This window comes from Roseateles toxinivorans, from assembly GCF_004362525.1.
Taxonomy (GTDB): Bacteria; Pseudomonadota; Gammaproteobacteria; order Burkholderiales; family Burkholderiaceae_C; genus Paucibacter; species Paucibacter toxinivorans.
In genome coordinates this window covers 242,351-255,888 of the sequence record NZ_SNXS01000005.1, presented here as the reverse complement: position 1 = coordinate 255,888, position 13,538 = coordinate 242,351, and the positions used below count along the sequence as shown (strand labels likewise).

The 13,538-nt window shown below is 68.3% G+C and carries 9 protein-coding genes; 3 read left to right on the top strand and 6 right to left on the bottom strand.

What is annotated here, in order from left to right; genetic code table 11:
- Positions 1-52: 52 nt before the first annotated feature.
- The 3 genes from DES47_RS19455 to DES47_RS19445 all read left to right on the top strand — a co-directional run bounded on the left by DES47_RS19455 (position 53) and on the right by DES47_RS19445 (position 2,676).
- The gene (locus DES47_RS19455) at positions 53-487 is read left to right on the top strand and encodes a TRAP transporter small permease (protein WP_243748394.1); all 435 of its coding nucleotides are present in this window, start codon (positions 53-55) and stop codon (positions 485-487) included.
- A 29-nt stretch (positions 488-516) separates the two neighbouring features.
- On the top strand, positions 517-1,800 hold the full coding sequence (locus DES47_RS19450; protein ID WP_133702718.1) for a TRAP transporter large permease: 1,284 nt from the start codon (positions 517-519) through the stop codon (positions 1,798-1,800).
- A 72-nt stretch (positions 1,801-1,872) separates the two neighbouring features.
- A complete protein-coding gene (locus DES47_RS19445) occupies positions 1,873-2,676 on the top strand; it encodes a helix-turn-helix transcriptional regulator (RefSeq protein ID WP_166652078.1) in 804 nt (267 codons plus the stop codon).
- Between the two features lie 24 nt (positions 2,677-2,700).
- On the opposite strand, the gene DES47_RS19440 is transcribed toward DES47_RS19445, so the two are convergent.
- From DES47_RS19440 to lnt, 6 genes are all read right to left on the bottom strand, one after another.
- Positions 2,701-3,342, bottom strand: a complete 642-nt coding sequence (locus DES47_RS19440; RefSeq protein ID WP_133702405.1) for a PEP-CTERM sorting domain-containing protein — start codon at positions 3,340-3,342, stop codon at positions 2,701-2,703.
- 77 nt (positions 3,343-3,419) lie between these two features.
- Positions 3,420-5,615: a PhoX family protein gene (locus tag DES47_RS19435; RefSeq protein WP_133702404.1), complete on the bottom strand. Its 2,196-nt coding sequence runs from the start codon at positions 5,613-5,615 to the stop codon at positions 3,420-3,422.
- Positions 5,616-5,751: 136 nt separating this feature from the next.
- Entirely contained in the window at positions 5,752-6,150 is a 399-nt protein-coding gene (locus tag DES47_RS19430) for a VanZ family protein (RefSeq protein WP_243748393.1), read from the bottom strand.
- Positions 6,151-6,235: 85 nt separating this feature from the next.
- Complete coding sequence (locus DES47_RS19425) at positions 6,236-7,918, bottom strand: hypothetical protein (RefSeq protein WP_166652065.1); 1,683 nt, start codon at positions 7,916-7,918, stop codon at positions 6,236-6,238.
- An 18-nt stretch (positions 7,919-7,936) separates the two neighbouring features.
- Entirely contained in the window at positions 7,937-10,852 is a 2,916-nt protein-coding gene (locus DES47_RS19415) for a caspase family protein (RefSeq protein WP_133702401.1), read from the bottom strand.
- Positions 10,853-11,068: 216 nt separating this feature from the next.
- Positions 11,069-13,519 (bottom strand): apolipoprotein N-acyltransferase, encoded by a 2,451-nt coding sequence (gene lnt / locus DES47_RS19410; protein WP_243748392.1) that lies wholly within the window; start codon positions 13,517-13,519, stop codon positions 11,069-11,071.
- Between the last annotated feature and the right edge of the window lie 19 nt (positions 13,520-13,538).

The following is a 13,538-nucleotide window of genomic DNA, read 5'->3' as shown; positions in this document are numbered from 1 at the left end:
GCCTATCGGGCACATGCCGCCGCTGCTGCGGCGGCTTGCCCTGTGGTGCGCCATGGCCGGCTGTTGCGCGGCCTGCCTGGTGGCGATGCTGACGGTGGTCAGCATCGTCGGGCGCACATTCTGGTCCTGGCCGATACCCGGCGATGTCGAGCTGACGCAGTTCGGCATCGCCCTGTGCATTGCCCTGTGCCTGCCCTGGTGCCAGCTGCAGCGCGGCAACATCATTGTCGACTTCTTCACCCAGCGTTCGGGCCCGCGCACCAAGCGCTGGCTTGACGGTGTCGGCAGCCTCCTGCTGGCCGTGATGGTGGGCCTGCTGGCCTGGCGCAGTGGCGCGGGTGCACTGGCGGTGGGCGAGGCGAACGAGACGACGATGATCCTGGGCCTGCCGATGTGGGTCAGTTATGCCGCCCTGGCGCCAGGTCTTGCCCTGACCTCGCTGATTGCCCTGCTGCAGGTGTTCACCGGGGTTGAGGTGCGCGAGTGAGCAGTACGGGCTTGTGGATCTTCGGTGCGATGCTGGCCTTGATGGCGCTGCGCGTGCCTATCGCCGCAGCGATGTTCATTCCGGGTGCCATCGGCTATGCCTTGATGACCAGCGACATGGCCCTGCTGAACCTGCTCAAGGGCTCGTCGGTGGCGCGGCTGTCGGTCTACGACCTGTCGGTGATTCCGCTGTTCCTGCTGATGGGCCAGTTCGCCACACAGGGCGGCCTGAGCCGGGCGCTGTTCAAGGCGGCGGCGGCCTTTGTCGGCCATGTGCGGGGCGGCCTGGCGATGGCGGCCATCATGGCGGCGGCGGCCTTCGGCGCGGTCTGCGGCTCGTCGGTGGCGACCTGCGCCACCATCACGCAGGTGGCCTATGGCGAGATGAAGCGCGGTGGCTACCACGGGCGCCTCTCCACCGCCGTGCTTGCCACCGGCGGCACGCTGGGCATCCTGATCCCGCCCTCGGTGCCCCTGGTCGTCTATGCCATCCTGACCGAGCAGAACATCGCCAAGCTGTTCGCCGCGGCCATGGTGCCGGGCTTGATCGCCACGGTCGGCTATCTGATCGTGATCGCGATCTACTGCCGGGTGCGCCCCGAGCTGGCCCAACCCAGCGTGCGCGAGAGCTGGCCCACCCGCTGGCGCGCCCTGCTGGGCGTGTGGCCGATGGTGACGATCTTCATCATCGTCTTCGGCGGCATCTATGGCGGCGTGTTCTCGCCGACCGAGGGTGCGGCGGTGGGGGCGATCGCCACCTTTGTGACCGGCCGCTTCAGCGGCGAGCTGGACGGCGCCGGCATACGCCGCAGCTTTGTCGGTACGGCCGAGACCTCGGCGATGGTGTTCATGATCTTTCTCGGCGCCGACATGATGAACTCGGCCCTTGCCATCACCCAGATGCCGGCCCAGCTGGCCGATTGGGTGGGCCATTTGCAGATCCATCCACTGCTGATCGTTGCCGGCATCCTGGCCTTCTACGTGCTGCTGGGCTGCGTAATGGACGAGCTGTCGATGCTGCTGCTGACCATACCGGTGATCTTCCCGACGGTGATGGGCCTGGACCTGTGGGGCCTGTCGCAGGAGCACAAGGCGATCTGGTTCGGCGTGCTGGTGCTGATGACGGTGGGCATAGGCATGCTGGCGCCGCCGGTGGGGCTCAACGTCTATGTCGTCAACGGCATGGCCCGCGATGTGCCGATGAATGAAACCTACAAGGGCGTGATGCCCTTTCTCGTCTCGGATGTGCTGCGCCTGACCCTGCTGCTGTTCTTTCCGGGCATCACACTGGCCCTGGTCAAGCTGATCAGTTAGCGCCGACTGGCGGGGCGGATTTCAACAAGCTGTCATTTGCGACCGCTAGGCTGGCGCATTTGGATGGATGCCATGACCGAATCCAGCACCGTGGCTCATGCCGAAGCCCTGGCCCAGGTGGTGGCATCGGGCGTCGAGGTGGGGCGCCGGCACCAGTTCTTTGTCTGGTCGCAGGGCCGCATGCAACTGCTGCTGCCGCACAAACTGCTGGTCTGCGGCAGCTATGACCGCAGCCGCAAGGCGCTGAGCTTCGAGGTTTTCAACAGCATTGCGCTGCCCGAAGCGCTGATGGCGGCGCTGCTGGACGGTCAGAGCCCGCTGATGCGCATGCTGGCCGGGCTGTGGCTGAGCGGGCCGGGCCGGATCGGACGGGCCCTGTCCCTGGCCCTGCCGCTGTCGGGCGAGCCGGCGCTGCTGGAGCTGAATCCGCAATGGGCCGATGCCGGCATCACCGAGCTGCTGGTGCACGGGGTGTCGCGTCCGCAGCGGTCGGATGAGCTGGAGAGCCTGTTCCTGCTGGCCTCGCCAGGCCTTCCCGAAGGCGCGGCCCAGCGCCGCCTGGCGCTGGACCAGCTGCTGCCCCATCTGCACCGCAGCTGGTTGCGTGTGCAGACGGTGGAGCACGAACTGGGTGCCCGGCCTGCCGCGCCCGCACCCGCTGCAACGGCGGCCCAGATCACCGAGCGCGAGCGCCAGATCCTCAGTGGCGTGCGCCAGGGGCTGAGCAATCAGCAGATCGGCGAGCGCTTGAACATCAGCCCCTTCACCGTGAAGAACCATGTGCAGAAGATTCTGCGCAAGTTGGGCGCCACCAACCGCGCGCAGGCGCTGGCCTGCGCGATGAACCAGAATTTGCTCGATGGGCTGCCAGCCTGAGCGGCGGGCGGCCCATCGCAGCACTCAAGCCTGCGGTTGACGACGACGCTTGGCCGCCGCACCGACCAGGGCGAGGCCGGCCAGCAGCAGCGCATAGGTCTGCGGCTCGGGCACGGCGGTAGTGACGGTGACGTTGTCCACCACCACACCCAGGCCCTTGAACGAGATCGAGCGGATGTCCGCGTTCGCACGGGTGATGCCCAGGAACATGCCCTCGTCGTAGCCGTTGATGTCGGTGTCCACGGTGACCGTGTGGGTTTCGATGATCTGGTTGTTGTCACCATAGACCGAGATCACCAGGCCCAGCGGCAGGGCCGCCAGCGCGTAGTGGTTGACGAAGGCACCGGCGCCGGACGACAGCTGGCCGAAGGTGAAGCGCAGCTCACCGACATTGGCGCCAGCGGCGAAATGGTTGCCGAACCCGCCCCACAGGCCGTTCTCGCCCAGGTCGCGGTTGTTGGCGCCGAGCTCCGAGCCGGCATCGCCGGTGAAGGTCACGCCGGGAGCCACCAGTTCCGGGCCGGTGGTCAGCAGGCCGTCGAAGTTCTCGAAGTCGGCGGTGATGGTGGGCTGCGCGATCTGGTTGACGTCGGTCACCAGCAGCGCGTGGGCCGGCAGCAGGGCGGTCGAGGCCAGGCCGAGGGCGGCAATGAAGTATTTGTTCATGAGGGAGGACTCCTGAGTTGCAGTGGATATTTGCTGTGGGCAGGAGCCGCGTTGCGGCGGCCCCTGCGGGTCACCGGTCAGCTGCCGATGATGCCGCCGTCATCCTTGGTGATGACGACCACGGCCGAACGAGGGCGGCCGAAGGGCAGCGATGTCACGCCGTCGGACTCGACCCCCCATTGGTTGGCGGGCCAGCGCGAGATCTTCTCCGGGTTGCTGGCCGGAGCGCCTTCGCCCGGATGCTGGACGCCGACCCAGAAGGTCTTGCCGTCCGGACTCATCGCCATGCCGGTGACTTCGCAGCCGTTCGGTGAGGTCAGGAAGCGGCGTGCCATGCCGGTGTTGGGATCTGCGCAGACCATGCAGTTGGCGCCGAGGTTCTTCCAGTCGCCCGAGGCGTCGCCGATCTGGTCGGTCTGCACCCACAGGCGGCCGAACGGGTCGAACCACAGGCCGTCCGGCGCGCCGAAGTCGGCGCTGCCAAAGGGGTCGGCGACGATATTGCCCTTGTAGTTGTTGGTCGGCTTGGCCGTCTTGGTGGTCTTGGTGTCGCCGGCCTGCAGGAACAGGTTCCAGCCGAACGTGGTGGCCAGCACGGTGTCGCCGTCTTCCTGCCAGCGGATGATGTGGCCGTAGATATTGTCTTCACGCGGGTTGGCGGCATCGACCGGGGGGCGTGCCGCGCCGGCCGTGGTGGAGCCATCGGCCTTGTTGACCGATGGGGCGTTGGTGCCACGGCGGTTGTTGTTGGTCAGCGTGCAGTAGATCTCGATCTTGTTGAAGCCGCCGATGCGCGGACGGGCGCCGGTCCATTCGGGACGGTCCATCATGGTGGCACCAACGGCGTCGGCGGCCATGCGCGTCTTGATCAGGATCTTGGCCAGCACCTCGGCGTCATCGGCGCCGGCGAAGTTGGCGTTGTCGCGCAGGGCCTTGCCATCGACACCGACGGTGCCGGGCAGCAGCGCAATCCACTGGCCCGTCATGTCCTCGGCAAATCTGGCCACGTACAGCGTGCCGCTGTCCAGCAGTTCGCGGTTGGCGGCGCGGTTACCCGGGTTGTACTTGCCGGCGCTGACGAATTTGTAGATGTATTCGTTGCGTTCGTCGTCGCCCATGTACAGGGCCAGATGACCGTTGGCATCGACCACGTACTGGGCGCTCTCGTGCTTGATGCGGCCCAGGGCGGTGCGCTTGACCGGCACGCTCTTCGGGTCGTAGGGATCCACCTCGACCACCCAGCCGAACAGATGGGCCTCGTTCGGGTTGACGGCCAGGTCGAAGCGCGGGTCCTGCTTGTGCCAGTTGTAGGCGAAGCCGGCATCGGTGAAGCCATAGCGGTTGAACAGCTTGCCCAGCTCGCCCGAGGCCGTTGCCGGCAGCGGGGCGTTGGCACCGAAGTTGCCGTTGAAGTTCTCTTCGCAGGTCAGGTAGGTGCCCCAGGGCGTCACGCCATTGGCACAGTTGTTGATCGTGCCGTAGGCGGTGAAGCCATCGGTCTGCTTGCCGGTGGGGAAGCTGCCGTTGTCGCCGATCAGGTACTCGTTGGACTTCATCAAGGCATGGCCGGCGGCGGGGCCGGAGATGCGGGTCTTGGTGTTGGCGGTCAGGCGACGACCATAGGGCGAGGTCTTGACCACGGCCCACTTGCCGTTGCGGCGACGCGCTTCGAGGATGGAGACGCCATGGGCGGCCTGCGACTTGCGCACCGCGGCGATGTTGGCGCCTGCCACGCCGGCCGGCGTCAGGATCTCTTCGTGGGTGTATTCGTTGTTGATGGCCAGGATGCCGCGATCAGCGGTCGGCTTGCCGTCGGCGCCCGTGAAGGGGAAGAAGGCCATGCCGTCGTTGTGCGCGCCAAATTGCTTGGCCTGCTCGGCGGCGGTGTTGCTGGCATCGGAGGCGAAGGCGGTGCCACCGGGCATGATGGGGTCGCCCCAGGCCACGAACAGCTCGGCGGTATAGCCGGCCGGCACGGTGATCTTGTCGGCCACGGCCGAAGCAGCCGGTGGGGTTGTGATCGACACGCTGGCCGGCACGCTCTCGAAGCCTATGCCGGGGAAGCCCAGGCTGGCCGGCACCGGCGCGGCCTGGACGGTGTTGACCAGACCCGACAGCGTCAGGCCGCCGGCAGCGGCCAGGGCGGTGGTGCCCACCGAGCCCTTGACGAAGGTGCGGCGGCTGCTGTCGACGCGGTCGATGATGTCGTAGATGGACGCGTTGCCGGACGGATTGATCGTCTCGTCATTGCGGGGGTGCTTGATGCCCTTCATGCCTGGCTCCTGACTGTTGCGATGGGTGTTCGGTGGACGGGGCTGCGCAAGGCGCGCAGCCACAGCCTCTGAATCTGACCGGAGCAGGAGTCGCAGGGATGACGCGCCTAGTCCGTTCAGCCCATGCGCAGGGCACTCACATCGGGGGGCGGCGCAGACCCCAGCTCAGGCCCTGGGCCAGCAGCCAACCCAGGGCCAGGCCGAGGGCATCGGCGAGCAGGTCCTGCCACTCGCCGCTGCGGTTGGGCACATAGGTCTGGGCGATCTCGATGCCCGCGCCCAGGGCCAGCAGGGCCAGCCACAGACCCGCCAGGCGCGCGCGGCTGCTGGCATAGCCGAAGAAGCCGGCCACCATCAGCGAGGCAAAGGCCAGCGCGTGGTTGGACTTGTCCCAGCCGGTGTCCATCTGCCGGGGCGGCGAGGGCGACAGCGCCAGGTACAGCACGGCCAGGATCATCAAGAGGGTCAGGCGGCGCCACCAGGGCGCGGCCGCCGGACCGGTGGTGAGCCGGGCCAGCAGGAGGCGGACAGTCATCGGAGCGTGAAAAAAGAAAAGCGTCGGTATCGAGGCCGCTATTGAAGCATGCCTCGATCCCGACGCGGACCGGAACCCTCTGTGCTCAGCGCACCGGCTTGCCGTTGAAGGTGCCCGAGATCAGCTCGCTGGTGAAGCCGAAGCTGCCCGTCGAGGTCGACTTGACCTGCACGCCCTCGCCCGAACTGCTGAACCACTGCGTCATCACTTCGCCCTGGCCATCGTCCGTCTGGAACTTGCAGGTGCCGCGGAAGGTGCCTGCCGGGACCGTGACGTCCTCATAGCCGATGAACTTGTCGATCTGTGTTATCGACACCGATGTCGGCCCGAAGATGATGGCCCCCGAGGCGTCATAGCTGGTCGAGGTGGCCGAGATGCTGCGGGTGTCGCTTTCTCCGGGCTTGAGCAGGAAGAGGCGATTGCGAATCGGCGGATTGAACAGTATCTTCATGCTGCCCAGATTGCTCCCCAGCGTGACGTTGGTACCGTAGGCGATATAGCCGTTGCTCAGGTCCGGGCTGTAATAGCTGAAGGTCAGTGCGTCGTCGGAACCAGCTCCCACCGACGTGAACTTCAGCTCCAGTGCCGGGAAGCCTTCGAAGGTGGTCTGCCGCATGATCTCCGTCGTGTAGGTCTCGCTGGTGACGGAGCCGCCGGAGTTGGTGTTGCGGTAGTTCAGGACCTGTTTGGACCCGACCACATACAGCGCCGGGTTGAAACAGGTGCTCGGCGCCGTGGTCGGCGTCGGCTGGGTCGGCGAGGCATAGTCGGTCTTGGCACTGACCACGGCCGTGGCCAGCGACTGCGAAATACCCGGACCGTAGGCGGTCTGCTCGGTCGAGGCCACCGAGGCATTGACGGTGCCGTCGTCCTTGACGTCCTTGACCAACTGGTTGGTGAAGCTCAGGGCGGGGGCCGCCAAGGCCGGGTTGAACTCACTCGCCGCCCGCGGCAGCGAGGCCAGCAGCGTGCCGTAACGCCCCGCATGGGTGTTGGGCAGATCTCCAGCCTTGGTTGCGTCGCCCACCGCCTCGGCATAGTTGGTGATGTCGGTGATGGCGTACTGGGCCGGCACACGCGCATTGAAGGCGGCGCGCACGGTGTTGTTGGCCGTGGTCATTTGTGCGGCGGTCAGCGGGGTGCTGGTGCCGAAGGTGGTCAATGCGTACTGGTAAGCCGCTTCGGTCAGCGGGTTGGCGCTGACATGGTGGGTCAGTTCCGGCACCAGCACATGCAGCTTCTGACCAGCGAGGTTGATCCAGGCTTTCTTGGCCTCGTCGAAGTATTCGCCACCGCCCGAGCCGTCGTCGGCGAATTCGAGAATGATCGGGCCCTTGTAGGTTCTCGGATAGAGCGAAACCAGGTTGTTGACCAGCACAGCCGAGCCGAGCACGGCCCCATCGGGCTTGCTGACCGTGACCTTGACCTTGCGCATCTGGCCCAGTCCGCCACCGCCGCCGTCACCGCCGTCACCACCGCTGCCGGCGCCGCCGCCATCGCCGCTGTCGGCAGCGCAGTTGCCACCGCAGGCCGCTCCGCCGGAGAGGATCTCGAACTCGGGCGCCGGCGCGGGTGCCGGTGGCGGTGCTGGCGTTGGAGCCGGTGCTGGTGCCGGGGCGGGAGCCGGAGCAGGCGCGGGGGCCGGCGGCGCAGGGGCGGGGTCGCCGCCGCCACCGCCGCAAGCGGCCAGGGATACCACCAGGGCCATCCATCCGATACGCAGCATCGGATTCAGGACGGTATCTCGCTCGCTCTTCTGATCATTCATGCTCACGCTCCTTGCGTTTCACTTGCGGGTGGTGGCCGGCACTGCGGCCAATGGGAAATCCGAGATGCCATTCGGCACGGCGGTGACCGGGGTCTGGCGGCCCTGGGTCAGCGAGCGCACCTCGTGAGCGACGTAGTAGTCCAGGCCCTTGTGGGTGACCACGCCCTCCTTGCGGAAATCGGCATTGCCCGACAGGCCGGCGACCAGGGCCTTGGTGAAGGCGCCGTTGCCCCAGGCCGTGTCTTCCAGCGACTCCTGGCGTGGTGCGCTGCCCGAGAACACGATCACGCCGAGCTCGGCGCTGGCCAGGCCATTGGCCAGGCGGGTGATCTCGCGGCGGGTGAACTTGCCCACCGACTTGCCGGCAAAGCAGGTATCGACGAAGAACAGCGCCCGGCCCTTGATCGCGGCCAGCGTGCCGCGCAGCTGGGTCTCGGACACGCCGGTCTGGGCCACCTGGGTGTCCTTCATGTCATGGGGCAGGAAGTGGTAGATGTCGGCCGCGTCGGCCACGCCATGACCGGCGACGAACAACATGGCCATGTCATTGGGCTTGGTCACTGTCTGCAGCCAGCGCAGGCCGGCCAGCATATTGGCGCGGGTGGCCTGCTCGTCCAGCAGCAGGCGGGACTCGACCTGCTGGTAGTAGATGCCGCTCTGCTGCTCCAGCGCGCGGGAGAAGTCACGCGCATCCTTGGCCGCCAGGCCCAGGTTGTAGTCCTTGTTGGCATAGCGGCTCACGCCGACCGCCAGCAGATAGAGCCTGGGCCGCCGGTCCACCGGCGGCTGCAGCGCCGGCGCGGTGCTGACGAAATCCAGCTCGGCCGGCATCGAGGTGCCATTCGGCCCCTCGGCGAAGATCTGGATCTTGCCCTCGTGCTTGCTCAGCGCGATCACCATGCGACCCTCGGCCTCACCGCCGGCGCCGATGTCGGTCTGCTTGAAGGTGGCTTCCACCGGGCGGCCATCGACGCGCACGATCAGCTTCTCCATCGCCTGCTTGTCGGCAGCGAACAGCTTGTAGTTGATCGCCAGCTCGGCCAGGCTGGTCTCGACCCGCGGCAGGTACCCCACTTCGGTACTGGGCACTTGCGCCAGGGTCACCACCGGCGGCAGCGACAGCGCGAGCGGCCGCGGCGCCAGCTCGGCCTGCAGGGACTTCACGACCTCGGGATTGGCCTGCTCCTGCGCCAGCTGCACGCGCTGGGTATTGGCCACCTGCAGCGCACGGGCCGGGTCGCGCTGGGCCAGCACCTGGTCGATCACGTCCGGGCGCAGATAGCGCTCGCGGAAACGCGACACGCCGAAATAGTCGGCCCGCTCGCCACCCGGGCGCGGCACCAGCCAGCCGACCAGATCCTCCGAGCCCGGACCGGCGTCGAAATAGCCGGCCTCCGTCCAGACCACCCAGCGGCCGTCCTGCAGCAGCAGCAGGGACAGCAGGGCCGCGCCATCGTCGGCGCGGCGCCAGCGCAAGGTGCCGTCGGCCAGCGCCGCCACCACCAGCTTGCCATCGGCCGAGACATTGACCGAGCGGGCCTCGGTGTGCAGCGGCACGGTCCACATCGCCACGCCCTTGGCGTTCAGCCTGCGCAGCGCCCGGCTGGTGGCCAGCATCACCGAGCCGCCATCGGGCAGCAGGGCCGCAGCCCGTGAGGATTCATTGGGCATCAGCTCGACCGCATTGCCATTGACCTTGGGTGTGCGCGTGTTCTCCCATTCGCTGACGCGCAGTCTGAAGCTGGACGGATCGGGTGCGCGGCTGCCGGCCTCGCCCTTACCGGGGCGACGTGCGGCCAGCGCGAACGAATGGGTGTCGCCGCTGGCGCCTCGCCATTCGACGCTGGCGGCGTCCGCGCTGACCTTGAGTGCGGAGGCATTGGCCACGCGGGTGGTCAGCGAGCCGCTCTGCATCACCGGGCGCAGACCGTCGAGCACCGTCCAGGTGGCATCGAAGCTGGCAAAGGCGATGCGGCCGCCGGGCAGGGTGGCAAAGTCCTGGATCGAATCGCCGGCCACCACCGCGCCCTCGCTGCGCCCCTCGGGCCAGCTGATGCGCTTGACGACGAAGCGGCCGGCGTCGTTGTAGCCGGTGCCGCCGGCATACAACGCGCGGCCATCAGCCTGCCAGCCGACGTTCATCAGATTGCCGTAGTACAGGTCGCCGAAGTCGAAGCTGCGCTGCAACTGGCGCGTCTGCCCGTCATAGACATCGACCTGCACCCGGCCGCGCGGCGTGCGCGAAAAATAGCCCACCGCCAGCAGCCGGCCATCGGGTGAGTGGCGCACGCCGACCGGGTCGTTCAGTGCCACGGTGATTTCACCGGCGGCCTGCACCCCGGTGGCGCCCAGATTGAACAATCTGATCCGCCCATCGAAGGCGCTGACGGCCAGCTGGCCGGCCGCATTGATGGACAGGCCATAGGCATCGGCGGGCAGCCTGGTTTCATGGGCCAGCGTGCCATCGGCCCTGAACACCCGCAGTGCGGCCTCGCCGATATAGGCGGCGGCCAGCCACTGGCCATCGGCCGACCAGGCCAGGTGCCGGACATTGGCGCCCAGCGCCCGGAAGGCGCTGCGGAAATTGCCCGAGGGCAGGTCGAACAGATAGATGCGGGGCTGGCCGCCGGCCAGGGCCGTGGTGCCCGCCAACGCCACCGTGCGGCCATCGGGGGCGATGGCTGCGCCGTAGAGCCGGCCGCTCTCGTCCTCGCCCACCGGCACCCGCAAGGTGCGCAGCGGGCGGCCGCTGGCCAGGTCCCAGAGCATGGCGGTCTTGTCGTCGGAGGCTGTCACGGCCAGACGGCCACCCGGGTCGGTGCCGAGTCGGCGCAGCGGGCCGGTGTGGCTGCCCACGTCCAGCACCAGCACGGGTGCTTCCTGGGCCTGGAGCGGCGATAGCGCTGCCCCGCATGCCAGCAGCGAAACCAGCATCCCGCAGGCCTTGATCCGGCATCGCTTCAGCAACTTCACCGCGCCCTCCGAGGAGATTTGGAAAATCTAAAAATACTGTACGCCTGAATTGGCTCGCGGTCAGCCTTGATCGTCGTCAACAAAGAGGATTTCCGCTCAAACTAGGGGGTCAGGTCATGGCCGGGGGCTTGAGTAGGAGCAGTGACCTGTCGACGAAGGCGCCTGAGCCGCACCGTATCAACCGGCACCGACGCGTAGCAGCAGCCAGCCCGGCAAGCCCAGATAGAGCGCAGCGAGCCCCAGCCGCTCAAGCCAGCCCCGGATTTCGATGGCGCGGGCCGGACTCAGCAACACGGCGCACAGCGTGCCGGCCTCGATCAGCGCGCGCAGCACCGCGGCACACAGCACCACGCCTATCGCCCAGGCGGCCCACCAGAGCGCGAAGCTCTTGGCAAAGACCAGCAGCCCCAGGCTGTGGTACTCGCCGAAGCTGCTGCCATAGGCAATGTGCTGGTGCAGCCGGAACGCCGGCACCGCCAGCGCGAAGGGGAGCAGCACGAACTTGGCCAGCGGTCCGGCCAGACGGCCGTGCCCGATGGCCAGGCGTGCCCGGGCGTAGAGGGCCGCGCGCGATGGCGGTATTTCCTGCGGGCGCAGGCCACCGTCGGCCGCCAGCGCGCGTGCCAGGGCCTGTGGATCGCCGAGCGCGAGCCCGTGGGGCCAGCGCTGGCCTGAGGCCAGGCGCAGCCATGCGCCGGGGCCCGGAATGGGCAGGCGCCAGGGCTCGATGGCGGCGATATCGCGCAGCGGCAGTTCGAGGCGCCGCCTGCCGCGCTGCAGCACCAGCCGGCCCGGCTCGATGCTGACCCGCGCCGCGAAGGCGCGCAGCACGCACCAGGCCGCGGCCTCGGGGATCAGAAAGAGCGCGGCGACGGTGCGGATCTGGGCCAGGGTGTTGGACTGCAGGGTGCCGTCGCCGAGCAGGATGACCGCGACCATACACAGCAGGCTGCCCCGCGCGAAGCTCCGCAGCAAGCCGGCCGCGATGCGCGCGCTGCGGGGCAGCACGGCGACCTCGGACAGGACGGCAGCGTCGGTCTGCCCGGCCTCGGCTTCCGCGCCGGGCGTCCACCAGCGGCGCGCCCCGGCCATCGAGGCCAGCAGCACGAGCAGCACCGCCGCCGCCCGCCCCACCCAGTCGCCCCAGGCCACCATCAGCGTGCGCGGCGCCTCCCGCACCGCCATCGCGCCAACCACCAGCGTGCGCTCGCCCATGCGGGCCCCGGTGATGACGCTGCCGCTCGCGTCGATGACGGCGCTGTAGCCGTTGGTGGTGACCCGGAACTGGGGCAGGCGCGTCTCGATGCTGCGAAAGGCCGCCACCGCCTGGTGCAGCTCCGCCCCCCGGGGGTGGTCGGTGAACCAGGAGTCGTTGGACATCGTCAGGATGGCCTGCGCGCCCAGGCGGGCACCGTCTATCGCGAGACCGGCGTCGACGTCGTCCAGGCAGATCAGCGGCAGCACCGGAATCTCGCGGCCGTCGGCCAGGCGCAGCGGGAACACGCGAGCGCCCGTGCCGGGGCGCCAGGAGCCGGCCCAGGGCAACCAGCGCCGCAGGGTCGGGCCGTCCAGCCAGGCGGGCACGTACTCGGTCAGCGGAAAGGGCCGGGTCTTGCGGTACAAGCCGAGCAGGCCCGTGTCAGGTGTCACGAAGGCGGCCGCGTTGTATTCGCCGGCCTCGTCGCGATCGTAGGTGCCGAACACAAAGGGCACGCCTGCGGCGCTGACGATGGCCAGGATCTCGCGGTCGAATTCGGCGCCGGCCTCGCTCTTGGGCTGGCCGAAGGTTGTGGGGTAGACCGTCTCCGACCACAGCACTGCGTCGGCGCGCTGCCGCTCGACGGCGTCGTAGGACATCGCAAAGTGCGTGTCCAGCACCTCGCGCACCACGGCGGCTGCGCCCTGTTCGCGGCGCCGGCGCTCGTAGTCGGCGAGGTTTGATTGCACCAGCCCCATGCGCAGTGGTTTGCCGGCTGCCGTCGGCTCTGCCGGCAACTGGGACAGCGCATGGAAGCCGTAGCCGGCCAGCAGCAGCGGCAGGCCCGCAGCCATCGCCAGCGGCAGGGCCACGGCGCGCGCACCGTTCCGGCGGCGCTCGATGGCCACCGTGATGCATTCGTTGGCCAGCAGCAGCAGGACCGTGAGGCCGGTCGCACCGCCGATGTCGGCGGCCTGGCGCAACAGCTGCGACGGATACAGACCGTAGCCGAGCGTGTCGCCGAGCAGGCGGGGCACCAGCCACTCGGTCGCCACCCAGGCTGCGGCACCTGCCAGTGCGCGCACGGCGCTGCCGTGGTGGCGATCAACGACGTAGCGCACCAGCGCGAAGGCGAGGAACTGAGGCTGAAACAGGGGCGCGGCCATCAACATCAGTGCCAGGCCTGCGGCTCCGCCAATCTGCGTGTAGCTGCCGATGGCGCTGCCGAACCAGGCGAACACGGCGGCCGTGTAGGCGACCGACATCGCCCAGCCACTGAGCAGGCCGGTCGCGAGCGACCGCTCCATGGCCAAGCTGCGCAACCAGGGCACCAGGGCCACGAAGCCGAGCAGCCAGCCGGCGCCGCCGCGGGCGTAGAGCCAGCACAGCAGCGCGCTGGCAAGCACGCCGGCCCATCTGCTGCCGATCAAATGGGAGATCGGCCGGGAC

Excerpts from the sequence above, each read along its gene's own strand:
- DES47_RS19455 (WP_243748394.1), top strand. The coding sequence starts at position 53 with ATGGCCGGCTGTTGCGCGGCCTGCCTGGTGGCGATGCTGACGGTGGTC.
- DES47_RS19425 (WP_166652065.1), bottom strand. The coding sequence starts at position 7,918 with ATGAATGATCAGAAGAGCGAGCGAGATACCGTCCTGAATCCGATGCTG.
- DES47_RS19445 (WP_166652078.1), top strand. The coding sequence starts at position 1,873 with ATGACCGAATCCAGCACCGTGGCTCATGCCGAAGCCCTGGCCCAGGTG.
- DES47_RS19415 (WP_133702401.1), bottom strand. The coding sequence starts at position 10,852 with ATGCTGGTTTCGCTGCTGGCATGCGGGGCAGCGCTATCGCCGCTCCAG.
- DES47_RS19430 (WP_243748393.1), bottom strand. The coding sequence starts at position 6,150 with ATGACTGTCCGCCTCCTGCTGGCCCGGCTCACCACCGGTCCGGCGGCC.
- DES47_RS19440 (WP_133702405.1), bottom strand. The coding sequence starts at position 3,342 with ATGAACAAATACTTCATTGCCGCCCTCGGCCTGGCCTCGACCGCCCTG.
- DES47_RS19450 (WP_133702718.1), top strand. The coding sequence starts at position 517 with ATGCTGGCCTTGATGGCGCTGCGCGTGCCTATCGCCGCAGCGATGTTC.
- DES47_RS19435 (WP_133702404.1), bottom strand. The coding sequence starts at position 5,615 with ATGAAGGGCATCAAGCACCCCCGCAATGACGAGACGATCAATCCGTCC.